At 64.8% G+C, this 25,066-nt stretch carries 17 protein-coding genes; 4 read left to right on the top strand and 13 right to left on the bottom strand.

All coding sequences use genetic code 11. The annotated features are described in order from the left end of the window. Position 1: 1 nt before the first annotated feature. The 7 genes from RDV55_RS09900 to uvrC all read right to left on the bottom strand — a co-directional run bounded on the left by RDV55_RS09900 (position 2) and on the right by uvrC (position 8,811). Positions 2 to 1,192: a phosphoglycerate kinase gene (locus tag RDV55_RS09900; protein WP_111824480.1), complete on the bottom strand. Its 1,191-nt coding sequence runs from the start codon at positions 1,190 to 1,192 to the stop codon at positions 2 to 4. Positions 1,193 to 1,299: 107 nt separating this feature from the next. After that, positions 1,300 to 2,307 (bottom strand): type I glyceraldehyde-3-phosphate dehydrogenase, encoded by a 1,008-nt coding sequence (gene gap, locus RDV55_RS09895; protein WP_111824479.1) that lies wholly within the window; start codon positions 2,305 to 2,307, stop codon positions 1,300 to 1,302. 205 nt (positions 2,308 to 2,512) lie between these two features. After that, positions 2,513 to 3,496, bottom strand: a complete 984-nt coding sequence (gene whiA, locus RDV55_RS09890; protein WP_111824478.1) for a DNA-binding protein WhiA — start codon at positions 3,494 to 3,496, stop codon at positions 2,513 to 2,515. Between the two features lie 45 nt (positions 3,497 to 3,541). After that, the gene (locus tag RDV55_RS09885; protein ID WP_111824477.1) at positions 3,542 to 4,546 is read right to left on the bottom strand and encodes a gluconeogenesis factor YvcK family protein; all 1,005 of its coding nucleotides are present in this window, start codon (positions 4,544 to 4,546) and stop codon (positions 3,542 to 3,544) included. Further along, positions 4,546 to 5,541: an RNase adapter RapZ gene (gene rapZ, locus RDV55_RS09880; protein ID WP_111824476.1), complete on the bottom strand. Its 996-nt coding sequence runs from the start codon at positions 5,539 to 5,541 to the stop codon at positions 4,546 to 4,548. The genes RDV55_RS09885 and rapZ overlap by 1 nt, the downstream gene beginning before the upstream one ends. Positions 5,542 to 5,575: 34 nt before the next feature. Then, positions 5,576 to 6,799 (bottom strand): formate-dependent phosphoribosylglycinamide formyltransferase, encoded by a 1,224-nt coding sequence (purT, locus tag RDV55_RS09875; protein WP_111824475.1) that lies wholly within the window; start codon positions 6,797 to 6,799, stop codon positions 5,576 to 5,578. Then, the gene (gene uvrC / locus RDV55_RS09870; RefSeq protein WP_111824474.1) at positions 6,796 to 8,811 is read right to left on the bottom strand and encodes an excinuclease ABC subunit UvrC; all 2,016 of its coding nucleotides are present in this window, start codon (positions 8,809 to 8,811) and stop codon (positions 6,796 to 6,798) included. The genes purT and uvrC overlap by 4 nt, the downstream gene beginning before the upstream one ends. Before the next feature lie 188 nt (positions 8,812 to 8,999). On the opposite strand from uvrC, the gene glnA reads away from it, so the two are divergent. The 3 genes from glnA (at position 9,000) to RDV55_RS09855 (ending at position 14,368) form a co-directional block, all read left to right on the top strand. Next, positions 9,000 to 10,424, top strand: a complete 1,425-nt coding sequence (gene glnA / locus RDV55_RS09865; RefSeq protein ID WP_111824473.1) for a type I glutamate--ammonia ligase — start codon at positions 9,000 to 9,002, stop codon at positions 10,422 to 10,424. A gap of 115 nt (positions 10,425 to 10,539) precedes the next feature. Then, positions 10,540 to 12,405 (top strand): AMP-dependent synthetase/ligase, encoded by a 1,866-nt coding sequence (locus tag RDV55_RS09860; protein WP_309187938.1) that lies wholly within the window; start codon positions 10,540 to 10,542, stop codon positions 12,403 to 12,405. A gap of 46 nt (positions 12,406 to 12,451) precedes the next feature. Next, positions 12,452 to 14,368: an AMP-dependent synthetase/ligase gene (locus RDV55_RS09855; RefSeq protein ID WP_309187936.1), complete on the top strand. Its 1,917-nt coding sequence runs from the start codon at positions 12,452 to 12,454 to the stop codon at positions 14,366 to 14,368. 95 nt (positions 14,369 to 14,463) lie between these two features. On the opposite strand, the gene RDV55_RS09850 is transcribed toward RDV55_RS09855, so the two are convergent. After that, a complete protein-coding gene (locus RDV55_RS09850; protein WP_111824522.1) occupies positions 14,464 to 14,961 on the bottom strand; it encodes a polysaccharide transporter in 498 nt (165 codons plus the stop codon). A gap of 8 nt (positions 14,962 to 14,969) precedes the next feature. After that, positions 14,970 to 17,840: an excinuclease ABC subunit UvrA gene (gene uvrA, locus RDV55_RS09845; RefSeq protein WP_111824503.1), complete on the bottom strand. Its 2,871-nt coding sequence runs from the start codon at positions 17,838 to 17,840 to the stop codon at positions 14,970 to 14,972. A gap of 57 nt (positions 17,841 to 17,897) precedes the next feature. Here uvrA and RDV55_RS09840 point away from each other — a divergent pair, with 57 nt between their 5' ends. Further along, a complete protein-coding gene (locus RDV55_RS09840; protein WP_111824504.1) occupies positions 17,898 to 18,179 on the top strand; it encodes a YciI family protein in 282 nt (93 codons plus the stop codon). A gap of 70 nt (positions 18,180 to 18,249) precedes the next feature. Here the strand turns inward: RDV55_RS09840 and RDV55_RS09835 are convergent, their stop codons facing one another. The 4 genes from RDV55_RS09835 to uvrB all read right to left on the bottom strand — a co-directional run bounded on the left by RDV55_RS09835 (position 18,250) and on the right by uvrB (position 25,036). Further along, entirely contained in the window at positions 18,250 to 20,640 is a 2,391-nt protein-coding gene (locus RDV55_RS09835) for a cation-translocating P-type ATPase (RefSeq protein WP_111824505.1), read from the bottom strand. After that, the gene (locus RDV55_RS09830) at positions 20,630 to 21,628 is read right to left on the bottom strand and encodes a TerC/Alx family metal homeostasis membrane protein (RefSeq protein ID WP_111824506.1); all 999 of its coding nucleotides are present in this window, start codon (positions 21,626 to 21,628) and stop codon (positions 20,630 to 20,632) included. Before RDV55_RS09830 ends, RDV55_RS09835 begins: the two co-directional genes overlap by 11 nt. Positions 21,629 to 21,687: 59 nt before the next feature. Further along, complete coding sequence (locus RDV55_RS09825) at positions 21,688 to 22,668, bottom strand: TerC family protein (RefSeq protein WP_111824507.1); 981 nt, start codon at positions 22,666 to 22,668, stop codon at positions 21,688 to 21,690. A 280-nt stretch (positions 22,669 to 22,948) separates the two neighbouring features. Beyond that, the gene (gene uvrB, locus RDV55_RS09820) at positions 22,949 to 25,036 is read right to left on the bottom strand and encodes an excinuclease ABC subunit UvrB (RefSeq protein WP_111824508.1); all 2,088 of its coding nucleotides are present in this window, start codon (positions 25,034 to 25,036) and stop codon (positions 22,949 to 22,951) included. Positions 25,037 to 25,066 lie beyond the last annotated feature (30 nt).

Below are 25,066 nucleotides of genomic sequence, written 5' to 3'. Positions count from 1 at the left end.
GTCAGTCCTCCAGAACTGCGATACCGGGCAGAACCTTGCCCTCGAGGAGCTCGAGGGAGGCGCCACCGCCAGTGGAAATGTGGGAGAAGGTGTTCTCGTCGAAGCCGAGCAGGCGAACGGCCGCGGCGGAGTCGCCACCACCGATGACGGAGAACATGGTGCCCGTGGAGAGGGCTTCGGCGACGGCGCGGGTGCCGCCGGCGAAGGAATCGAACTCAAAGACGCCCATGGGGCCATTCCAGGCGACGGTCTTCGCGCCTGCCAGCTTGTCGGCGAAGAGCTTCGCGGACTCGGGGCCGATGTCGAGACCCATCTGATCGTCGGGGATCGCGTCGACCTTCACAACGGTCGCGGGCGCGTCGGCGGCGAACTCGGGGGCGACAACAACATCGATGGGCAGAACCAGGTCAACGCCGCGCTCGGCGGCCTCGGCGATGTAGCCCTTGACGGTCTCGATCTGGTCCTCTTCAAGCAGGGACTTGCCCACCGAGTGCCCCTGAGCTGCCAGGAAGGTGAAGGCCATGCCGCCGCCGATGAAGAGCATATCGGCCTTCTTCAGCAGGTTCGCGATGACGCCGAGCTTGTCGGAGACCTTGGAGCCGCCGAGGACGACGCCGTAGGGGCGCTCGGGCTCACCGGTGACCTTGGACAGGGACTCGATTTCCTTGAGGACCAGCAGGCCGGCCGCCGAGGGCAGGATCTTCGCGATGTCGTAGACCGAGGCTTGCTTGCGGTGGACGACGCCGAAGCCGTCGGAGACGAATGCGTCGCCGAGTTTGGCGTATTCACGGGCGAGTTCTTCGCGCTCTTCGTCGACCTTGGAGGTCTCGCGAGCGTCGTAGCGGACGTTCTCGAGCAGGGCGATCTCGCCCTCGGACAGGCCGGCGACGGTCTCGGTGGCGGACGCGCCGACGACGTCGGAGGCCAGCGTGACCTTCACGCCGGACAGCTCGGCCAGGCGCGTGGCGACGGGGGCCAGCGAGAAAGCGGGATCAACCTGCCCCTTGGGGCGGCCAAGGTGGGCCATGATGACGACCTTTGCACCGGCGTCGGTGAGGGTCTTGAGGGTCGGCAGCGCTGCGCGGATCCGGCCATCATCGGTGATGACGCCTTCCTTGAGCGGAACGTTGAAGTCGGAGCGGACGAGGACGCGCTTGCCGCGCAGGTCGCCCAGGGTGGAGATGGTCCTCACGGGGAGTCCTTTCGGTCTGGAGGCTGTGGCGATGTACGAGATGCCCGTGCACGGCCGTGCACGGGCATCTCGCTGATCAGCTCATGGCTGGTGTATCAGCTGTGTGCTCAGGCGAGCTTGGAGCCGATGAGGGCGGTGAGGCGAACGAGAGCGTTCGAGTAGCCCCACTCGTTGTCGTACCAGGACAGGACCTTGACGAGGTTGCCGATGACCTTGGTCTCGGTGGCGTCGAAGATCGAGGTGTGCGGGTCGCCCACGATGTCGGTGGAGACGATCGGATCCTCGGTGTACTTCAGAACACCCTTGAGCTCACCCTCGGCGGCGGCCTTGACGGCGGCCTTAACGGCCTCGACGGAGACCTCGTTCTTCGCGATGAAGGTGAGGTCGGTCAGGGAGCCGGTCGGGGTGGGGACGCGGACGGCGAGTCCGTCGAACTTGCCCTCAAGCGCGGGCAGGACCAGGGCGACGGCCTGGGCAGCACCGGTCTTGGTGGGGATCATGTTCAGGGCCGCGGCGCGGGCGCGACGCAGATCCGAGTGGGGGGCGTCAAGGACGCGCTGGTCGCCCGTGTAGGAGTGAATGGTGGTCATGATGCCGCGCTCGATGCCGAAGTTCTCCTCGAGAACCTTGGCGAGGGGGGCGAGGCAGTTGGTCGTGCAGGAGGCGTTCGACACGATGTTCATCGTGGCGTTGTCATAGTCAGCCTCGTTCACGCCCATGACGAACGTGCCGTCGACGTTCTTCGCGGGAGCGGAGATGACGACCTTCTTGGCACCACCATCAAGGTGAGCCTTGGCCTTCTCGCCGTCGGTGAAGAAACCGGTGGACTCGACGACGACCTCAACACCGAGCTCGCCCCAGGGCAGATCGGCGGGGTTGCGCTGCGCGAGCACCTTGATGTGCTTGCCGTCGACGATGATGCCCTCGTCGTCGTAGGAAACCTCACCCTGGAAGCGACCCGTGATCGAGTCGTACTTCAGCAGGTGAGCGAGGGTCTTGTTGTCGGTGAGGTCGTTAACGGCAACGATCTCGATATCCGCGCCCTGCTCAAGGGCAGCGCGGAAGAAGTTACGGCCAATGCGGCCGAAGCCGTTGATGCCAACGCGGGTGGTCACTATGTTCCTCCTGCTCGTGCCCCACACGGGGCACGGTATTCGATGCAACCGGGCCTGCGGGTTGCCTGCCCGGCCCGCAGATGTCTGCGGTTCCAGCAATCCCTACTCTACACCCGAAAGCGGACTCCATCACAGTCCAATTTGAAAATCTTCACGTGGGGTAATTCTCGTTTGGATTGAGACAAAGCGGCAGGATTCAGGGACCTCAGTCCTCTTCCAGCATGTCGAGTGTCAGCGCTGATTCCGTATCGGGAATGCCGCGTTCGTGGGCGACCTTGTCCGCGAGAGCCAGAAGCCGGCGGATGCGTCCGGCGACGGCATCCTTCGTCAGGGGCGGAGTCGTGCGCTTTCCGAGCTCCTCAAGGGACGCCTGCTTGTGCTGCAGGCGCAGGGTGCCAGCCTCGAGCAGATGGGCGGGCACGTCGTCCCCGAGAATCTCGAAGGCACGCTCGACGCGGGCACCGGCCGCGACGGCAGCGCGCGCCGAGCGACGCAGGTTCGCGTCGTCAAAGTTGGCCAGTCGGTTGGCGCTACCGCGGGCCTCGCGCCGCTCGCGTCGCTCCTGCCACGCCGCGAAGGTCTGGGGCGCACCCATGGCGGAAATCAGCGTGCCGATCGCATCCGAATCGCGCACGGATACGCGGTCGGTGCCGCGCACCTCCTTGGAGCGGGAGGCCGCGCCGAGCTTGCGCGCGCACCCGACCATCGCGAGGGCCACCTCGGGGCCGGGGCACGTGATCTCGAGAGAGGAGGATCGTCCGGGCTCCATGAGGGAACCGCGGGCGAGGAACGCGCCGCGCCAGATCGCGGCGGCCTGAGCGGTACCGGAGGCCACGAGAACCGGAGGCAACCCGCGCACGGGCCGACGCATGGAGTCAACAAGGCCGGTGAGGCGTGCGAGTTCGTCGGCCTTGTGAACGACGCGCACGACGTAGCGCTTGCCGCGACGCAGGGACGAACCGGACACCACGACGACCGTAGACTCGGCGTTGTACAGCGCCTGGAGGTAGGTACGCAGGCGGCGAGCAGCGACGGGCGAGTCGAGCTCGGCCTCGACGAGGATGCGGCCGCCCACCAGGTGTAGTCCTCCCGCAAAACGCAACGTTGCGCTCACTTCGGCGGCGACCTCGGACGGCGTCGTGATGACCGCGCGCGCCAGCTCGTCCTTCATGTCAGATGTCAGGGACACGGATTCTCCAGGTATGTGATGTCGTTTGTCAGCAGGCAACAGGTTCTAAGGTAACCACGTTTCGGGCTGTCCGACCTCGCCGAGGAAGCCGTCAAATGCGTCACGCAGCGCCGCCGCTAGGCGCAGCGGGTCATGATGCGGCGCACCGTCGCCCGTGCGAACCTGCCGTAGGAGGACGCGCGCACCGATCTCCTCGGCCGCGACGATGAGGTCGTCGATGTCGTCGCAGGCCGTCGGGTCGGCGACGACCACGTCGAGCTTGAGCATGGGTGCGTATTCACGCAGCACGCGCACATGGTCGGCTGTCGACATCAGGTCGGTTTCGCCGCGCTGACGCGCCAGGTTGAGCACGAGCGCACGGTGAGCGTCGGTCGTGGCGAGCGCACGGTTGATCTCGGGGACGAGCAGGTGTGGAATGACGGAGGTGTACCAGGAGCCGGGACCCAAGACGACCCAGTCGGCCTCAGAGATCGCCTCGGTGACGGCGGCGGGCACCTGCGGGGCCTCAGGCGTGATACGCACGTGCTCGACGGTGCCGGGGGCGACGGCGACCTTAGACTGACCGGACACGACGTAGCGGCGGCCGCCGTCATTCATGTCCGCCTCAATGTCGATCGGCGTCGTCGACATGGGCAGAACGCGTCCCTGGGCTCCGAGGAGACGGCCCACCCAGTCGAGGCCCTCGACCGGATCGTCAAGGAGTTGCCACAGGCCGGAGATCAGCAGGTTGCCGAGAGCGTGTCCGTTGAGGGGACCGCTCGTATCCAGACGCAGCTGCATGACGTCGCGCCACGTCAGACCCCACTCGGATTCCTCGCAGAGCGAGGCCAAGGCCATGCGCAGGTCGCCCGGAGGCAGGATCGGCATCTCCTGGCGCAGACGGCCGGAGCTGCCCCCATCATCGGCGACGGTGACGACGGCGGTGAGCGCACGGGTAATGTGGCGCAGCGCCCGCAGCGTCGCGGACAGGCCGTGGCCGCCGCCCAGGGCGACGATGTTCTGGCCGGATTCTCCGCGTTGAACCCAGCCGGCTGCATCAAGATAAGGCATCAGTCTCTCCCAATGTCACGGTGCATGACGCGAACCGTGTATCCGTGTGTGCGCAAGCGTTGCGCGATCGCCTCAGAAGACGCGACGGAACGGTGCTTTCCGCCCGTGCATCCGACGGCGATCGTGACGAACGGCTTCAATTCTGCCAGATAGCCGCTGAGCATGGGGGCCAGAAGGTCGGCGTATCCGAGAGCAAATTCGCGCGCGCCCGGTTGAGAGAGGACGTAGTCGGCGACGGCCTCGTCCTTACCCGTGAGGTGTCGCAGCTCATCCACCCAGTACGGGTTCTTCAGGAAACGCACGTCGACGACGTGATCGGCGTCGAGAGGTAGACCGTGCTTGAAGCCGAAGGACTCGACCGTGACCTGCAGGGGGCGTTCCTCCCCCGCGACGATGTCGCGGATACGACGGGTGAGGTCGTGGACGCTCATCGTGGAGGTGTCGATGACTTCGTCGGCTGCGCGGCGCAGGGGCGCGAGCAGGCGCATCTCGGCTTTGATGCCGTCCATGAGGGTCCCGGCACCCTGGAGGGGGTGGGGGCGACGGTTGGATTCGTAGCGGCGCACGAGGGTCTCGGGGCTGGCCTCGAGGAAGATGACGCGATAGACGATGCCCGCGCCCTTGAGCTGCTCGAGGGTTGCGTCGAGCGTACGGAAAAAGGTTCGCGAGCGCACGTCGACGCCAACCGCAAGGCGATGCACGCCCGCGGCCGGATCGTTCGACATCATGCCGACCAACGCAGGCAACATCGTCGGCGGCAGGTTGTCGACGACGTACCAGTCGAGGTCTTCGAGCGCGCGGGCGGCGCCGGTGCGGCCCGCTCCCGAGTAGCCGGTGATGATGAGGACCTCGTTGGAGGCGCGCGGCTCGTACTTGACCCGGACCATGTCGCGCACGGCGATGCCCTCAGGAACCGTGGGTGGGTTCTCTTCCCTCATAGACGAGGCCTGGGCCTCGGGCGCATCGCAAGCGTCCGTGGGTGTGTGGTCGGGCATGGCGTCCTCCTGACGGGTCGGGTGCTGGGAGCGGTTAGGCGAAAGGCGCGGGGGCCTCGTCGACGGTGATGCCGGCGGCAGCGCGCCTGGCGATAACTCGCGCTTCCTTCGGCGTGCTTGCGGTCGCGGCAACGACGCCAACGCGCCTGCCGGCGCGGCTCACGGGCTTACCGAACAGACGCACAATGTCGGCTGATCCGAGGGCGTGCGAGACACCGTTGTAGACGGGGGCATCGACGGCGCTTGTCGACTTGATGACGGCGGACGCGCCCGGCGTGGACTGCGCGGTGGAGACGGGCAGGCCGAGAATCGCTCGGGCGTGGAGCTCGAACTCGGACTGGTTTTGGGTCACCATCGTCACCATGCCCGTGTCGTGGGGGCGCGGCGAGAGCTCGGAGAACCAGACATCGTCGCCACGGACGAAAAACTCGACGCCGAAGATACCCAGGCACGGGCCGTTGCCAGCCTGTGCGAGGGCATCGGTGACGGCCTTGGCCATATCTTGCGCCGTGCCGATAGCAGCCTCACTCATGGCCATCGGCTGCCAGGATTCGACGTAGTCTCCGCCCTCCTGGCGGTGACCGATGGGTGCGCAGAAACTCGTCGTGACCGTGCCGGAGGCACCGTCCCACGAGCGCACGGTCAGCAGGGTGATCTCGTAGTCGAAGTCAACACCCTCTTCGACGATGACGACGCCGGTCGCGGCGCGCGCGTCTTCCTGCGCGTGCGCCCAGGCGGAGGCTGCCTGCTCGGGGCCGGTCACGCGGGACTGTCCGTGCCCGGACGACGACATCGTGGGCTTGACGAAGGCAGGATAACCGACCTCGTCGAGCGCGGCAGCCAGTTCAGCCTCGCTACGGGCGAAGCGGAACGCGCTGGTGCGCACCCCGGGCACGGATGCGGCAAGGGTGCGGATGCGTTGGCGGTCCATCGTTGCCTGGACGGCGAAGGCGTTGGGGACGACGCGCACGCCGCGCTCCTCGTCGACACTCAGGCAGTCGGTTGCGATCGCCTCGACCTCGGGGACGATGATATCGACGTTCACGGCGTCGAGAACCTCGCGCAGGGCCTGTGGGTCGCTCATGTCGAAGACACGGGATTCGTCAGCAACCTGCATGGCGGGAGCGTTCGGGTAAGAGTCGCAGGCGATGACAGTGCATCCGTAGCGCTGCAGGGCGATCGTCACTTCCTTGCCGAGTTCGCCCGATCCGAGCAGCAGAACGCGTGCCGGCAGTGGCACCGGAAGCATCGTTGTCATGGTGTGTCCTCCCTCGACGATGTCGCTAGCCTATCGTGGATCGTCTGCGCGAGGCTGACTCCCACGCCCTTGACCGCGGCGATCTCGTCGACGGAGGCCTGGCGAATCCGCTTCACCGAGCCGAAATGCTTGAGCAGCGCCCCCTGGCGTGCGGGTCCAAGCCCTGGAATGGAGTCCAGGACCGAACGGCGCTGAGCCTTCGAGCGGCGCTTGCGGTGCTTCGTGATGGCGAAGCGGTGGGACTCGTCGCGCAGGTACTGCAGGAGGTACAGCGCCTCAGAAGTGCGCGGCAAAATGAGCGGGAAGTCATCGCCGGGGATCCACACCTCTTCGAGACGCTTGGCCAGACCCACGACGGGAACGTCCGCGCCCACCGCGTCCAGGGCAGCGCGGGCTGCGTTGACCTGGGGCAGGCCACCGTCGATGACCACCAGATCGGGCCGGTATGAGAAACGCTTGGGGCGTCCCGTCATCGCATCGATCGGTCCCGAGGCGTAGGCAACGCCATCCTCGTCCTCACCGTCGACGCCGGCCTCCTCGGCGAGCAGGCGCGAGAAGCGCCGAGTGAGGACCTCATTCATGGCACTCGTGTCGTCGGGGGTGCCGTTCCCGTCCTCGCCACGGATGTTGTAGGTACGGTAGGCGTCCTTGCGCGGGATGCCATCCTCGAACACCACCATTGAGGCAACCTGATTCTCGCCGCCCGTATGCGAGACGTCGTAGCACTCGATGCGCAGGGGCGCGCCCGGCAGGTCGAGGTTCTCGGCGAGCTGCTCCAGCGCCTTCGAGCGCGCCGTGATGTCGCCGGCGCGCTTCGTGCGGTGCAGGGCAAGGGCCTGCCGGGCGTTCTCCGTGACCGTCTCCATGATCTGTGCCTTCGGGCCGCGTTTGGGCACGTGGATCGACACGGAGGCACCGCGAATCTCGGCGAGCCAGCGCCCGATCGTCTCCTTTTCCTCGGGTTCGACGGAGACGAGCACCTCGCGCGGGATCGCGGAGGTCGGCGTGTGCGCGACGTCGTCCACGCTCACTGCTGCCACCTTTGCCGTCTTCCCCGTCCCGGCCTCGTCCGGCGATGCCGAGGAATAGACCTGCTCAAGAAGGCGAGCCATCAGGGCCGCGTCATCCGCCCCGTCCACGCGCTCAATCACCCAACCGCGTGTGCCTCGGATGCGTCCGCCGCGCACATGGAAGACGTGAACGGCCGCGTCCAGGTCGTCGCTGACAAGGGAGAACACGTCCGCGTCGGAGCCGTCGTCGAGCACGACCGCGTTTCGCTCCAGCACGGTACGCAGCGCCTTGACGTCGTCACGCAGCTTCGCCGCACGCTCGAAGTTCAGTTCCATCGACGCCTGGCGCATCTGCTCCTCAAGGTCACGGATCACCGGTCCCGTTCGCCCCTCCATGAACTGGCACAGGCCCTCGGCGAGCTCGCGATGCTCCTCCATCGAAATACGCCCCACGCAGGGAGCCGCACACTTATCGATGTATCCAAGCAGGCAGGGGCGTCCCTGTGCCTTCGCACGCTGGAACACTCCCGCCGAGCACGAGCGCATCGGGAAGACTCGCAGCAGCTGATCGATCGTCTCTCGAATCGCCCACACCTGAGTGTATGGGCCGAAGTAGCGCGACACCGCCCGCTTACGCTCACGTGTCACCTGCACGCGCGGGTAGCGCTCCCCCATCGACACCGCCAGGTAGGGATAGGACTTGTCGTCCTTAAACATGACGTTAAAACGCGGATTGAACTCCTTAATCCAGGTGAATTCCAGCGTCAGGGCCTCCACCTCGGAACGCACGACGGTCCACTGCACGGCGCTCGCGGTCGTCACCATCTGCTGGGTGCGCGGGTGCAGGTTCGCCAGGTCCTGGAAGTAGTTGGTGAGGCGGTTGCGCAGGTTCTTAGCTTTGCCTACGTAGATGACGCGGCCGCGCGGGTCTGAGAATCGGTAGACGCCCGGCGAGGTGGGAATGTCTCCCGTGCGGGGTCGGTACGTCGAAGGATCTGCCACGTTCCCAGGGTACGAGGCCTGGGCAGGGAGTGCCCGACGCTCACCTTGGGCGTGCGCTATGTCATGAATCCATCAAAAACTAGAACCAACACACGCAGACACCACCCGTGGGCATATACTGGACTTGGTTACGAATTGATCGATTCTTGACCATTGAGTAGATATCACTCCCGCAAAGAAGGACGTTCATGTTCACCTCCGCCCAAGAGGTCGCAGACTTTATCTCCGAGCAGAACATTGAACTCGTCGACGTGCGCTTCTGCGACGTCCCCGGTGTTCAGCAGCACTTTACGATCCCGGTGAGCGAATTCCTGGACGCCGCTTTGTCGGACGGCCTCATGTTCGACGGCTCCTCGGTGCGCGGTTTCACCGCCATCCACGAGTCCGACATGAAGCTCGTCCCGGACATCTCCTCCGCCTTCGTAGATCCTTTCCGTGATCGCAGGACTCTCGTCGTCAACTTCTCGATCGTCGACCCCTTCACGGACGAGCCTTTCTCCCGCGACCCGCGTCAAGTGGCCGCAAAGGCCGAGGCCTACCTGCGTTCGACCGGCATCGCCGATGAGTGCTTCATTGGTGCTGAGGCCGAGTTCTACCTCTTCGACGACGTGCGCTACCAGGTCACGCCGCACAACACCTTCTTCTCCGTCGACTCCCCCGAGGCATACTGGAACACCGGACGCGTCGAGGAGGGCGGCAACATGGGCTATAAGGTGCCCATCAAGGGCGGCTACTTCCCCGTCTCCCCCGCCGACAAGTACGCGGACGTGCGCGACGAAATGAGCCGACTCCTCGAGGAGGTCGGCCTTACTATCGAGCGCGCCCACCACGAGGTCGGTTCGGGCGGCCAGCAGGAGATCAACTACCGCTTCGCAACCCTACAGACCGCGGCCGACGACATGATGAAGTTCAAGTACGTCATCAAGAACTCCGCTCTCGAGTTCGGGCATTCAGCGACCTTCATGCCCAAGCCCCTGTTCGGCGACAACGGCTCGGGCATGCACACGCACATCTCGCTGTGGAAGAACGGCGAGCCCCTGTTCTATGACGAGCGCGGCTACGGCTCCCTGTCCGACACGGCCCGCTGGTTCATCGGCGGGCTGCTCGAGCACGCACCCGCGCTCCTCGCCTTCACAAACCCGTCGGTGAACTCCTTCCGACGCCTCGTTCCCGGCTTCGAGGCCCCGATCAACCTCGTGTACTCGGCGCGAAACCGCTCCGCGTGCATCCGCATCCCCGTGACGGGCACGTCCCCGAAGGCCAAGCGCGTGGAGTACCGGGTGCCGGACCCGAGTGCGAACCCCTACCTGGCTTTCTCCGCGTGCCTGATGGCAGGCATCGACGGCATCAAGCGCCGCATCGAGCCGGCTGCGCCGATCGACAAGGACCTCTACGAGCTCCCCCCCACCGAGTACCTGGACATCGCGAAGCTGCCGAGCTCGCTCGAGGCTGCCCTCGACGCGCTGCGCGAGGACCACGAGTTCCTCACTGAGGGCGACGTCTTCACGCAGGACCTCATCGACACGTGGCTCGAGTACAAGGAGACCAACGAGGTCGCCCCCATGCGCGCTTACCCGCACCCCTACGAGTACCAGATGTACTACGACCTGTGATCTAGTCGTCACTCAGTGGCCCCCACCCCGGTTAAGGGGCGGGGGCCACTACATACCCAGTAGACTCTCATCGAACCTGTTGTTCAGCCTTTGAACCGATATCCCGGAGGACACGATGAAGCGGATGCGCGATGGCTCGTACACGATCAAGCCAACCTACAAGGTTGGCGAACACGACATCGTGCCCGACATGCTCGCCAAGCGAGCGCTCCTGCACCCCGGACAGGTTGCGGTCGAACAGCGCTCTTCCGTCGGATCCACCCGCTCACTGACCGCGAGCGAGCTTCAGCGTCAGGTCGAGTACACAGCCTGCGGCCTCATCGGCCTTGGCGTCCAGCCTGCAGACGCGGTCGCGATCCTCGCCCCGACCTCGTACGAATGGCTTCTCCTGGACCTCGCTCTCCTGTCTATCGGCGCGATCACCGTCCCGATCTACGAATCGGACTCCGCCGTCCAAATCCGGCACATCCTCACCGATGCCCACGTTACCCGGGTCTTCACCGCCACGACCCAGCAGGCCGAACTCGTGCATTCCGTCGCCCCCGAATACACCGTGTCGGTGGATTCCTTCGACCGCGGAGCCCAGCGCCTGATCGCCCGCGCCGCCACCGGCATCACCATCGAGAACGTCCAGCAGCGCCGAGCGGCCATCTCCTCCTCCGATATCGCCACCATCATCTACACCTCGGGAACGACCGGGAACCCCAAGGGCGTAGCCCTCACCCACGCGAACTTCGTGGCCACCGCGCTCGGCGCACGCCAGATCCTCAGCGAGGTCATCGACTCCCCCGAGACCCGCCTGCTCCTCTTCCTACCCGTTGCCCACGTCCTCGCGCGCCTCGTCATGCACGTGATTCTCTCCGGCCAGGGCGTACTCGGCTTCTCCCCCAGCATCAAGAACCTGCTGCCGGACATCCAGGCCTTCAAGCCCTCCGTGCTGCTCGTCGTGCCACGCGTCCTCGAAAAGGTCTATAACGCTGCATCCTCCAAGGCGGGCGGCGGCCTCAAGGGCCGCATGTTCTCGTGGAGCGCCAAGCAGGCACGGACCTTCTCCATGGCCTCCGAGAAGACCTTCGGCCCCGGCATGTTGAAGAAGATGCGTCACGGCATCGCCGACGCGCTCGTCCTCAAGAAGATCCGCTCCGTCCTGGGCCCCAACCTGCGTTACATCGTCTCGGGCGGCGCACCCCTGGCCACCGACCTCGCTCACTTCTACGCCGGTATGGGTATCACGCTCATCCAGGGTTACGGCCTGTCAGAAACGACCGGCCCGATCGCAGTCCAGCACATCGGCAAGAATCCCGTCGGCGGCGTAGGCCTGCCCCTGCCCGGAAACTTCATCAAGATCGCCAAGGACGGCGAGATTCTCGTGCGCGGCCAGTCCGTCATGCCCGGCTACTACCACCTCCCCGAACAGACCGCAGAGGTCATGCCCGACGGAACGTGGTTCCACACGGGTGACCTGGGTTCAATCGACCGCAAGGGCCAGCTGACCATCACGGGCCGCAAGAAGGAACTCATCGTCACCGCCGGCGGCAAGAATGTCTCTCCCGAGGTGCTCGAAGACTCCCTGGCCACGCACCCGCTCATCGCCAACGTCATCGTCGTCGGCGACCAGCGCCCCTACGTCGGAGCCCTGTTCACCCTTGACGCCGACATGCTGCCCGATTGGCTCACCAAGCACGGCCTGCCTCAGTGCTCCCCTACCGAAGCCGCCGAGCTGCCAGCCGTGCGCGACTCCCTCGAGAAGGCCGTCGAACGCGCCAACAGGGCCGTCTCCCGCGCCGAGTCAATCCGTAAGTTCCGCATCATCGACGCTACCTTCACCGTCGAAAACGGGTACGTCACGCCGTCGATGAAACTGCGCCGCCGCAAGGTCATCACCGACTACGCCTACGAGGTCGATGCCCTGTACGGCGGCCCGGTCTCCGCCGAGGAGCCCAAGAAGGGCGGGTTCTTCCGCCGCTTGAAGAAGAACTGATCTCAGCACGCTCAGCACACAACGCCCACCCCACGAAAGGACCGCAATGACGGTACGCAGGCTCGCGGATGGCTCATGGGAGTCCATCGCAACGCGAGAAGCCACCGAGGATATGAACCTGCCCAAGATGCTCCACCAGCGTGTAGCAACTCACCCCGGGCAGGTCGCGATTGAACGCCGCTCCAACGTCGGCGCATGGCGTAGTGTCACCATGGAGACATTCCTCGGCGAGGTCGACTCGATCGCGCGTGGCCTCATTGGCATCGGGCTTGAGCCCGGCGACCACCTGGCGATCCTGGCCCCGACCTCGTATGAGTGGGCGCTCATCGATGTGGCGGCGCTGTCCTGCGGCGCGGTCACCGTACCCATCTACGAAACGGATTCTGCGTCGCAGATCGCGCACATCCTGGCCGACGCCGACGTGCGCATCGTCATCACTGCGACGACGCAGCAGGCCGAGCTGGTCGAGTCCGTGCGCACCGAAAGCGTGCGCCACATTCTCTCCCTTGACCGCGGCGCGCAGCGCGTCCTGACGGGCGCCGCACAGGGAGTGACGGTCGAGCAGGTGCGCGAGCGTACCGATGCCGTCAAGCTCAGCGACGAGGCAACGGTCATTTACACCTCGGGAACCACCGGCATGCCCAAGGGTGTCGTCCTCACGCACGGCAACTTTATCTCGCCCATGCTGCAGGCCTACGACTTCCTTCCCCTGCTCATTAACGACCCAAAATCGCGCTCCCTACTCTTCCTGCCTGTCGCTCACGTGCTCGCACGATTCGTCATGTACTGCCTGCTCGCCGGGCAGGGAGTCACCGCTTTCTCCCCCGACACCCGCAACCTCGTCGACGACATCGCGACCTTCAAGCCGACGATGCTCCTCGTGGTACCGCGCGTCATGGAAAAGGTCTACAACGCTGCCGCCGCGAAGGCCGGTGGCGGCATGAAAGGCCGCATGTTCTCGTGGGCCGCCAAGCAGGCGCGCGCCCTGTCCAAGGCCAGCGCCTACGTGGACTCTCCGCTACCCGAGTCCGCCGTCGCGGGCCCCGGACCCGACACGACGCCCATCCCCGACGCCTCCGCGATGCCCTCCCCCGGGCCATCCACAGTGCTCAGGCTGCGTGGCCGCATCGCCGACGCCCTCGTCCTGTCGAAGGTGCGCGCAATCCTGGGCCCGAACCTGCACACCATCATCTCCGGTGGCGCTCCTCTGGCTCTCGACCTGGCGAATTTCTATCGCGGTCTGGGTATCACGCTCCTACAGGGCTACGGCCTGTCTGAGACGACCGGCCCGATCTCCGTGGAGACCCCGCAGGATTTCCCACCGGACTCGGTGGGCTTCCCCTGGCCCGGCAACCGCATGAAGATCGCCCCCGACGGCGAGTTGCTCGTTCAGGGCATTTCCGTATCGAAGGGCTACCACAACCTGCCGGAAGCGACGTCCGAGGCCTACGTTGACGGCTGGTTCAAGACAGGTGACCTCGCCTCCATCGACGACCGTGGCCACCTGCGCATCACGGGGCGCAAGAAGGAACTCATCGTCACTGCGGGGGGAAAGAACGTCTCCCCCGAGATCCTCGAAGAGTCCCTGTCAACACACCCTCTCATCGCGAACATCATCGTGGTCGGTGACAACCGCCCCTATATCGGCGCGCTTATCGCGCTCGACACGGAGATGCTGCCCGAGTGGCTCTCGACGCACGGCCTGCCCGTCGTCGACGCGGCGCAAGCCGCGAATCTGCCCGAGGTACGCGACTCGCTCGAGAAGGCGATCGCTCGGGCCAACAAGGCCGTCTCGCGCGCCGAGTCTATCCGCCGCTACCGCATTGTCAATGCGGCGTTCACCGTGGAGAACGGTTACATGACTCCCTCGCTGAAGCTCAAGCGTCGCCGTGTCCTGGCCGACTACGCCGACGAGGTTGAGGCCCTGTACGCGTCGGGTGAGGCCGCGAAGAACCAGGAGTAACCCGGGTTCTCCCGCTCTTGTCTCACAGACCAAGCGGCCACCGCCTCGTTCACAAGTGAGGTGGGGGCCGCTTCGCACCTCCCGTTCTGGAGCGCTCATTCGGGGGCGGTGTTACGTCCCAGGACAAAGGCTGCGAAGACAGCGAGCAGGAAGATCGCTCCCCAGACAGGCAGCGGAATCCAGAAAAGCATACGCCGCGCGATTTCGAGGGCGGCGAACACGGCCACGCCAACCGTCAGCAACAGGTGAAAGGCACGCGACCACCCGAAGCCGCGGGACCCCGCGCGCCACAGGGACACGAGGGTCGCGACCAGGAAGACGGCGACGACCGCATAAATCACGATGACCGTTCCGAGCTGCCACACGTGGCGAGCCTCGGCATGGGCCAGCACGCTCAGGCACAGGTTACCGAGACTAGCGACGAAACCGCAGCCCAAGCCGTAGACCCGGGGCCGACCGGCGCTTCGGGCAACGAGTGCCTTGAGAGTTAAGCCGCCGGACACCACCATGAGCGCGACCACGACGAGGTGGAGCCATGCGGGCCAGAAGTAGTAAAAGCCGTACAGACCGTATGCGGGAGTCGTGAGATACATACTAACCTTCACTTCTGACCATTGGCGGTGTCTCGCTCGGCCTCCTTCGCAAGGACCTCTGCGAGGTATTGGCCGGTGAAGGATTCCTTGACCGTGGCGACTTCTTCGGGCGTCCCCTGCGCGACGACCGTGCCGCCGCCGGCGCCACCCTCCGGACCCATGTCGATGATCCAGTCGGCGCTCTTGATGACGTCAAGGTTGTGCTCAATGACGATCACGGTGTTGCCCTTGTCAGCGAGTGACTGGAGGACCAGGAGCAGCTTGCGGATGTCCTCGGAGTGCAGGCCCGTCGTGGGCTCGTCGAGCACGTAGACCGTGCGGCCGGTCGAGCGTCGCTGCAGCTCGGAGGCCAGCTTCACGCGCTGAGCCTCGCCACCCGACAGGGTCGTCGCGCTCTGGCCAAGACGGACGTATCCCAGTCCGACCTCGACGAGAGTGTTGAGGTGGCGGGCGATGCGCGAGATCGGCGCGAAGAACTGTGCGGCCTCCGCGATCGGCATATTGAGCACGTCAGCGACGGTCTTGCCCTTGTACTCAACCTCGAGTGTCTCACGGTTGTAGCGGGCGCCGTGGCAGACCTCGCAGGGCACGTACACGTCAGGCAGGAAGTTCATCTCGATCTTCAAGGTGCCGTCGCCCTTGCAGGACTCGCAGCGCCCACCCTTGACGTTGAAGGAGAAACGGCCCGGGCCGTAGCCACGCACCTTCGCCTCCTGCGTCTCGGCGAAGAGTTTACGGATCTGGTCCCATACGCCCGTGTAGGTCGCCGGGTTGGAGCGGGGTGTTCGGCCGATCGGGCTCTGGTCCACGTGTACGACCTTGTCGAGCTGTTCGATGCCCGTGATCGTGCGGTGACGTCCGGGCACCATGCGTGCTCCGTTGAGGCGCGAGGCCAGGGTGCGGTAGAGAATCCCGTTGACGAGGGTGGACTTGCCCGATCCGGAGACCCCGGTCACGGCCGTGAGGACGCCCAGAGGGAAGGAGACATCGACATTCTTCAGGTTGTTTTCGCGCGCGCCCTTAACTGTGACGACGCGTTTCTTATCGATTGGCCGGCGGGTCGGGGGCAGGACGATACGGCGCTTGCCAGACAGGTACTGGCCGGTCAGCGACTTGCGGTTGGTGAGCAGCTCAGACAGCGGACCCGAGTGTACGACCCAGCCGCCGGTTTCTCCCGCACCGGGTCCAATGTCGACGATCCAGTCGGCGGCCTCCATCGTCTCCTCGTCGTGCTCGACAACGATAAGTGTGTTGCCGAGGTCTCGAAGGCGCTCGAGCGTGGCGATGAGCTTGCGGTTGTCGCGCTGGTGCAGGCCGATCGACGGCTCGTCAAGGACGTAGAGGACGCCGACGAGGCCGGAGCCGATCTGCGTGGCCAGGCGGATACGCTGTGCCTCGCCACCCGACAGGGTGCCGGCACCGCGCGACAGCGTCAGGTAGGTGAGTCCAACGTCAACGAGAAAGGCGAGACGAGCCTCGATCTCGGTGAGGATCGGCGCGGCGATCGAGCGTGCGCGCTGCTCGAGCTCGACGTCGGCGAGGAAGGCGCGCGCATCCGCGATAGACATGTCGGAGAGCTCGGCGATCGATTTATCGCCGATGCGCACGGCCAGTACCTCCGGGCGCAGGCGGGCACCGTGGCACGTCGGGCACGGGATCTCGCGCATGTAGGAGTCGAGCTTTTCGGTCACGGCGGTGGACTCGGTCTCCTCGCGCTTGCGCTCAATGTACTTGACCGCGCCCTCGAAGCCCGTCGTGTAGGAGCGTTCGCGCCCCCATCGGTTACGGAACTTGACCGTGACCTCGTAGTCCTTGCCGTACAACACGGCGTCCTTGACCTTCTTCGGCAGGGATTTCCAGGGTGTGCCCATCGCAAAGCCCAGCTCCTTGGAGAGGGATTCGAGGAGCTTCTTGTGGTACTTGAAGTTCGAGTTCCAGACAATGACGGCACCGTCGGCGAGGGAAAGCTCCTCGTCGGGCACGACCAGCTCGGGGTCAACCTCGAGGCGGAAGCCCAGTCCCGAGCAGTCCGGGCAGGCACCGTAGGGGGCGTTGAAGGAGAAGGTACGGGGCTCGATCTCGTCGAGCATCAGGGGGTGATCGTTGGGGCACGCACGTTTTTCGGAGAAGCGGCGTCGACGCTCGGGATCGTCGGCGTCCAGGTCGACGCAGTCGATGACGACGAGGCCGTCGGACAGGCGCAGGGCGGTCTCGACGGAGTCGGTGAGGCGCTGGCGCATGCCCTCACGCACGACGAGACGGTCGACGACAACCTCGATGGTGTGCTTGAGCTTCTTCTCGAGCTTGGGAGCGTTCTCGAGGCGAACCATCTCGTCGTCGATAATCGCTCGCGTGTAGCCCTCTGAGCGAAGCTCGTCGATGAGGTCCTGGTACTCGCCCTTGCGGCCACGTACGACCGGAGACAGGACCTGAAAGCGCGTACCCTCGTCCATCGTGCGCACACGGTCGACGATCTGCTGGGGTGTCTGCGCCTGAATCCGAGCCCCGCATTCCGGGCAGTGAGCGACGCCGGCGCGGGCGTAGAGTAGGCGCAGGTAGTCGTGGATCTCCGTGATCGTGCCCACCGTCGAACGCGGGTTGCGCGACGTCGACTTCTGGTCGATGGAGACCGCGGGCGACAGGCCTTCGATGAAGTCCACGTCCGGCTTGTCCATCTGTCCGAGGAACTGGCGGGCGTAGGACGAGAGGGACTCGACGTAGCGGCGCTGTCCCTCGGCGAAGATCGTGTCGAAGGCGAGGGAGGACTTCCCGGATCCCGACAGGCCGGTGAAAACGATCATGGAGTCGCGGGGCAGCTCGAGGTTCACGTCCTTGAGGTTGTGTTCGCGGGCACCCTGGATGATTAGCTTGTCATGCACCCCTCGATCCTAGCCGTCCCCTAGGCAAAAGGGCGGATGGGGGCTAGTGTTGTGCGTATGGCATTCTACGCAGTCGAATACGTCTACAACCCCTCGATGACCGAGACGATGGACGAGGTACGCCCAACGCACCGCGCGTTCCTCTCCGGCCTGCTCGAACAGGGGATCAACATCGCCTCCGGCCCCCTCGTTGGCGAGATCCCCGGCGCGCTGATCCTCATCAACGCCGAGAGCGAAGCCGACGTCGAGCGGATCCTCAACGAGGATCCCTTCTACGTCGCCGAGGTCATCCAGGCGCGTCTCATTCGCGAGTGGAACCCCGTCATCCGGGCGTTCTGATCGCGGCTCACGAACGAGGCCGGAAACGGGTTCATCACCCGTCACCGGCCTCGACTCGTATCTGGATTCCTCAGCCCTCCAGCGAGCGGACGAATTGGCTCGCGTAGAAGATGCGCTGTGCGACCTCGATGAGGATCGCTGCGCAGGCACCAACGCCGAGGATGACGAGCCACTCGTATCCGGAAGGCGCAACCATAGAAAAGAAGCGGCGCACGGGCGGGATGAGCACTCCCCCGACGGTCGCGCTCGTCACGCAGACGAGCAATACCCACTTCCACGTGGACAGGGGGCGCGCCGTGATGACGAGCAGCCAGATCGCCCCCAGCATGAGGGACAGGATCGCCGCCGTGGACTCGCGTGCCTGAGGGGGCCCGTCAACGATGCCGAAGGCGGTGAGCGCCGCGGCCGACAGGATGATGCCCGTGGGCATCGCAAGCGACAACGTTCGCTTGAGGAAGCCGGGCACGTAGCGGCGAGGGTTCGGCCACAGCGCCAGGAAGAACGCCGGGATGCCGATCGTCAGCGAGTCGATGTAGCTGAACTGGCGCGGCAGGAACGGGTAACGCCAGCCGACCAGCGCCGTCACGATGACGAGGACGGCAGCGTAGGTGGTCTTTGCCAGGAACAGCGAGGAGACGCGCTCCATGTTCGCAATGATGCGCCGGCCCTCCAACAGGACACCGGGAAGGACGGAGAACTTGGAGTCCACGAGGACGATCTGCGCGACAGCCTTCGTGGCCTGCGTGCCATTGCCCATCGCGATCCCCAGGTCGGCGTCCTTCAACGCGAGAGCGTCGTTCACACCGTCACCGGTCATGGCCACGCAATGATCGCGGGCCTGGAGCGCGCCGACCATGGCACGCTTCTGCTCGGGGGTTACGCGGCCGAACACGTCGTGGTTCTCGATGGCATCGACAAATGCCTGCGAGGTCAGGTCCTCGGGCAGGTCACGGGCATCCATCAGGCGGGCGGGCGAGCCGTCCGGCGCGGTCAAGCCGGCCTGCGCGGCGAGCGCGCCGACCGTCGTCGGGTTGTCCCCCGAAATGACGCGAACGTGCACGCCCTGCGAACGGAAGTAGTCGAGAGTATCGGCTGCGTCGGGGCGCAAGTCCTCCTCAAGGACAACGAGGGCAGCCACCGCGCGCTTCGCGGGCAGCTCATCGTCCACCACGGCCTCGTCGGCGTGAACGAGGGCGACGACGCGCGAACCATCCGCCGCGGCGAGTCCCACCTTGGCCAGGACATCCGCGTTCTCAACGAGCGTCTCGTCGATCACGAACTCCGGTGCGCCCAGAATCCATGATTCGCTCCCCGCCCCCCAGGCGCTCCACTTGCGCGCCGAGGAGAAGGGCACGGACCACTCGATGCGCTGTGCCGCTTCGGCGCGCTCACGGTCCCCCAGGTGCCCCCAGATCGCTTCGGCGGTCGCATTCGTGCGGTCGCTCGCGGCGCTCGCGAGGGCACGCAACACCGTGGTTTCGTCACCCGAGACAGTCTCAACACTGCGCACTCGGATGCCACCGGTCGTGAGGGTTCCCGTCTTGTCCAGGCACAGGCAGTCGACACGCGCGAGCACCTCCACGGCGGGAAGCTCCTGGACGAGCACGCCGCGGCGGGCAAGCGTCGCCGAACCGATGGCGAAGTTCATCGAGGTCAGCAGCACGAGCCCCTGCGGGATCATGCCGATGACGGAGGCGACCGAGAGCACGAGAGCCTCGCGCCAGTCTCCCCCGTGCCCCCCAGCGACGCGGTTCTGCGAGTAGAACGTAAGAACCACGATGGGAAGCAGCATGACGGATACGACCTGCAGCACCCGATTGATCGACATCTGAATCTCGGAAACGGTGCGCGTGAAGGCACGAGCCTGCTCGGACAGGCCCTGCGCGTAGACGCGCTCACCGACCGCAGTCGCGACCATGCGGCCCGAACCCGCGACGACGCTCGTTCCCGCAAGAAGCTGATCCCCTTGTTTCTTCTTGACGGGGCGAGACTCGCCGGTCAGCAGCGATTCGTCGATCTCCAGGCCCACCGAGGACAGGACCGTACCGTCGACGCTCACCTGATCGCCGAGAGTCAGCTCGATCACGTCATCGAGGACCACGTCGCGCGCGGGCACCACCGTAAGAGTGCCGTCGCGTAAAACGGTCGCCTGCGGGGCATCGACGATCGCAAGCGAATCGAGAGTGCGCTTGGCTCGCAGCTCGGACACGATGCCAATGACCGCGTTGATGATCATGACGCCACCGAAGATGCCGTCGCGCAGATCGCCAAAAAGCAGCACAATGACCGACGCCGCGACGATGATCGCGTTGAACAGCGTCAGCACGTTCTCTCGGATAATAGACGTCACTGATCGCGACGTGCGATCCTTCACGCGGTTGACCGCGCCGCGCGCCACGCGCTCAGCGACATCGGCACCGTTCAGGCCGTGCTCGTCGACACTGGGGTTCTCAGCGCTCACGGGCGCCCTCCTCGTCCATTGCGCTGCGAACCAGCGAGGTGACAACGGTAACCACGAGGGTCACGACGATAACCCCCAGCGATACCGAGACGGAAATTTCTGGAGCCCACTCAAAGCCACGTCCGCCGTTGATAAACGGTAGCGTGTTGGCGTGGAGGGCCTCAAGAATGAGCTTCACGCCGATAAAGCTCAGGATCACGCCGAGGCCGTAGCCCAGGTAGACGAGCTTGCCGAGCAAGGCATCCACCAGGAAAAAGAGCTGGCGCAGACCCATGAGTGCAAAAACGTTGCATGCAAACACGAGGAACGCCTGCGAGGTGATCCCGAAGATCGCGGGGATCGAATCGAAGGCGAACATGAGGTCTGCGGAGCCGAGGGCCAACACGACCACGAACATCGGCGTCATGTAGGTGCGCCCGCCGTGGCGGTAGAGCATGCGGCTGCCGACAAAGCCGTCGGAGACCGGGAGAACTCGGCGGAGAACGCGAATGAAGGCGTTCTCTTCGTACTCTTCGTCGTCTGCGCTACCCGTGGCGGTTTCCTTCACCTGAGAGAATGCCGTCCACAGGAGCCAGACACCAAAGATGAAAAAGACCCACGAGAAGCGTGCGACCAACGCGGAACCCATGAGGATGAACACCAGGCGAAGAAGCAGCGCTATGACGATACCGAAGAGCAGCGCTTTCTGTTGGTTCTCGCGCGGGACCCGGAACGCCTTGAGGATCATGATGAACACGAAGAGGTTGTCGACGGATAGCGACCACTCCATCGCCCAGCCCGCGTAGAACTCCTGAGCATAGAGCCACCCATTCGTCAGCCAGATGCCAACCCCGAACAGAGCCGCAAGGCCGACGTAGAAAAGCGTCCAGCGGGCGGCCTCCGTGGCCGTCGGCGGGTGAGGATTACGGGCATGCCCCAGAAAATCGAGCGCGACCAGGGCGACGGCGACAAGCGCCAGGACACCCCACGCCCACGCGTGAACAACCATAGGTACCTCTTAACTCTCCGACCACGGAATTCTAACGCCGAGCCGCGCTCGCATTCATCTCACGCGCGCGCTTTACGTGAAACCGCGAGCGAGGCAGCAACGGTGATCAGGATCGTCACGACGATGAAGCCCAGCGAGAAGGCAATGGACGGTTCGGGGATGACCGACACCTCGTGGCCCCCGTTAATGAAGCGCAGCTCGTTGGTGTGCAGCGCATGATTGATGAGCTTGAAACCAATGAAGCCGAGGATCGCAGCGAGGCCGTAGTGCAGGAACACGATGCGGTCGAGCAGGCCGTCGATGAGGAAGTAGAGCTGACGAAGGCCGAGCAGCGAGAACGCGTTGGCGGCGAACACGAGGTAGGCCTCGGAGGTCAGCGAGTAGATCGCGGGAATCGAATCGACGGCGAACATGACGTCGGCGGTGCCGATGGCGATGACGCACAGGAGCATCGGCGTGATGTAGGTGCGTCCGCCGTGGCGGTAGAGCATACGCGAGCCGATGAAGCCGTCGGTGACAGGCACTACCTTGGAGACCCAACGAACGAGCAACGGCGGCCGGTACTCATCCTCGTCATCATCGTTGGAGCCCTCGCGTACCTGGCTAATGGCAGTCCACAGCAGCCAGGCTCCGAAAATGTAGAACACCCACGAGAAGTTCTCGATGAGGGCGGCACCCGCCAGGATGAAGATGAGGCGCAGGACAAGCGCAATGATGATACCGGCCAGCAGGACCTCCTGCTGGTTCTTCCGAGGCACTCGGAACGTCGACAAGATGATGACAAACACGAAGAGGTTGTCAATACTGAGCGCTTTTTCGGTGATGTAGCCTCCCAGGTATTCCTGGCCATACTGCGGCCCCCACACGGCCCAGACGATGGCACCGAAGATGAGGGCGATCGCGATGTAGGCAACCGACCACCAGGTGGCTTCCTTGAGTGTGGGTTCGTGGGGCGTGCGAACGTGGCCGACGATGTCGACGACGATCATGGTCAGGATGATGCCTGCCAGGACAATCCAGGCAAGGGCGTGCACGTGCATACGTGGGTCCTCCGGTACGAGTCGGGTACCGGAGGTCTCCTCCCGCCAGGGATTCTGGCCGGTGACGCCGGAGGCCACGCCGCGTGGGCGGGCCGTCGTGATGACGACGCCACTGTTGGTGGGAGTACTCCCCTCCGCTTACGCCTCTATCCTAGTCGGAACAAAATGATCCTTGGTGATTCATGACAAGTGGCGTCTGTCGCCTTGACGATCTCTACCGGCGCCGACGAACGAGGCAGGGGCGGTTCTGATGCCCGGCTGCACCGGCCGGAAGGCACGCTCAGTGGGCGCGCTTCATGGCACGCAGTTCCTTTTTGAGGTCTTCGATTTCGTCGCGCAGGCGCGCCGCAACCTCGAATTGGAGGTGTTGGGCGGCGGTCATCATCTGGGCAGACAGCTCTTCGATGAGTTCCGCGAGCTCGGCCTCGGCTCGCGCACCGGAGGACGCGGAGCACCCGGCACCTACGGCGCTTTCGGAGCGTTCACGAGCGGTCTTTTCCTTGCGGTAGCCGCCCTCCAGGAGCGTCTGAGTGTCGACCTGCTCGCGTGCCAGCATGTCTGTCACGTCCGCGATCTTCTTGCGCAGCGGCTGCGGGTCAATCCCGTGTTCCTCGTTGTAGGCGATCTGGATCTCGCGGCGGCGCATCGTCTCGGAGATAGCCTCGTTCATCGAGTCGGTCATGTTGTCCGCGTACATGTGGACTTCACCGGACACATTTCGGGCGGCGCGGCCGATCGTCTGGATGAGCGAACGGGTAGAGCGCAGGAAGCCTTCCTTATCCGCGTCAAGGATCGACACAAGAGAAACCTCAGGCAGATCGAGGCCCTCACGCAGAAGGTTAATGCCGACGAGCACGTCGAAGGTTCCCAGGCGCAGCTCGCGCAGCAGCTCGACGCGGCGCAGCGTGTCGACATCAGAGTGGAGGTACTCGACCTTCACTCCGCGTTCGGCCAGGTAGGTGGTGAGTTCCTCGGCCATCTTCTTCGTGAGTGTGGTGACCAGGACGCGCTCGTCGCGCTCGACGCGCACGCGCACCTGCTCGAGCAGGTCATCGATCTGCCCCTGCGTGGGTTTGACGACGACGAGCGGGTCAACGAGGCCCGTGGGGCGAATGATCTGCTCGACGACGCCATCGGAGCGCTCGAGCTCGTAGGGGCCGGGCGTGGCCGACAGGTACACGGTCTGGCCGATGCGCTGTGTAAACTCGTCCCACTTCAGGGGGCGGTTGTCCATCGCGGACGGCAGGCGGAATCCGTAGTCGACGAGGGTGCGCTTACGGGACATGTCGCCTTCAAACATCGCGCCGATCTGCGGGACGGTGACGTGGGACTCGTCGATGATGAGCAGGAAATCGTCGGGGAAGTAGTCCAGCAGCGTGTGCGGCGGCGTGCCCGGGCCTCGTCCGTCGATATGCCGCGAGTAGTTCTCCACGCCCGAGCAGGACCCGATTTCCTTGAGCATCTCTAGGTCGAAGGTCGTGCGCATGCGCAGACGCTGCTCCTCAAGCAGCTTGTTCTGGCCGCGGAACCACTCGAGCCGATCGTCGAGTTCGTCCTCGATGGACGCGATCGCTTTCTTCATGCGTTCCTCGCCGGCCACGTAGTGCGATGCCGGGAACAGGTAGGTGTGGTCGACCTCGGAGATCACGTCGCCGGTCAGCGGGTGGAGAACGGCGAGGGAATCGATCTCTTCGCCGAACATCTCGATGCGGATCGCGAGTTCCTCGTACACTGGGATGATTTCGATCGTGTCGCCGCGCACACGGAAAGTGCCACGCGTGAAGGCCATGTCGTTGCGCACGTACTGCATGGAGACGAAGCGACGCAGCAGCGCGTCACGGTCGATAATCATGCCGCGCTCAAGCTCGATCATGCGGGCCACGTACTCCTCGGGCGTACCGAGGCCGTATATGCAGGACACCGAGGACACGACGACGGTATCACGGCGGGTGAGCAGCGAGTTCGTGGCGCTGTGCCGCAGGCGCTCCACCTCGCCGTTGATGGAGGAATCCTTCTCGATGAAGGTGTCCGTCTGCGGGACGTAGGCCTCCGGCTGGTAGTAGTCGTAGTAGGACACGAAGTATTCGACGGCGTTATTGGGGAGCAGCTCGCGGAACTCTGCGGCGAGCTGGGCGGCCAGCGTTTTGTTCGGCTCAAGGACCAGGGCGGGACGCTGCAGCTCCTCAATGAGCCACGCGGTCGTGGCGCTCTTTCCCGTACCCGTCGCGCCCATCAGGACGACGTCCTGTTCGCCGTCGCGGATGCGGGCGGCGAGTTCGCGGATGGCCTTGGGCTGATCGCCCGACGGCGTGTAGGGAGAAATAACCTCGAAAGGCTTGTTCTGGCGGGTCACAGGCTTAGCGCTCACGCCTCTACGCTACCGCCCAGGCACACGTGC

The organism is Schaalia odontolytica (assembly GCF_031191545.1).
Taxonomy (GTDB): domain Bacteria; phylum Actinomycetota; class Actinomycetes; order Actinomycetales; family Actinomycetaceae; genus Pauljensenia; species Pauljensenia odontolytica.
The sequence above is the reverse complement of the archived record's forward strand: the minus strand, read 5'-3'. Positions and strand labels throughout refer to the sequence as shown.

Excerpts from the sequence above, each read along its gene's own strand:
- RDV55_RS09855 (WP_309187936.1), top strand. The coding sequence starts at position 12,452 with ATGACGGTACGCAGGCTCGCGGATGGCTCATGGGAGTCCATCGCAACG.
- RDV55_RS09885 (WP_111824477.1), bottom strand. The coding sequence starts at position 4,546 with ATGCCTTATCTTGATGCAGCCGGCTGGGTTCAACGCGGAGAATCCGGC.
- glnA (WP_111824473.1), top strand. The coding sequence starts at position 9,000 with ATGTTCACCTCCGCCCAAGAGGTCGCAGACTTTATCTCCGAGCAGAAC.
- RDV55_RS09850 (WP_111824522.1), bottom strand. The coding sequence starts at position 14,961 with ATGTATCTCACGACTCCCGCATACGGTCTGTACGGCTTTTACTACTTC.
- RDV55_RS09860 (WP_309187938.1), top strand. The coding sequence starts at position 10,540 with ATGAAGCGGATGCGCGATGGCTCGTACACGATCAAGCCAACCTACAAG.
- purT (WP_111824475.1), bottom strand. The coding sequence starts at position 6,799 with ATGACAACGATGCTTCCGGTGCCACTGCCGGCACGCGTTCTGCTGCTC.
- RDV55_RS09830 (WP_111824506.1), bottom strand. The coding sequence starts at position 21,628 with ATGGTTGTTCACGCGTGGGCGTGGGGTGTCCTGGCGCTTGTCGCCGTC.
- RDV55_RS09825 (WP_111824507.1), bottom strand. The coding sequence starts at position 22,668 with ATGCACGTGCACGCCCTTGCCTGGATTGTCCTGGCAGGCATCATCCTG.
- rapZ (WP_111824476.1), bottom strand. The coding sequence starts at position 5,541 with ATGCCCGACCACACACCCACGGACGCTTGCGATGCGCCCGAGGCCCAG.
- RDV55_RS09840 (WP_111824504.1), top strand. The coding sequence starts at position 17,898 with ATGGCATTCTACGCAGTCGAATACGTCTACAACCCCTCGATGACCGAG.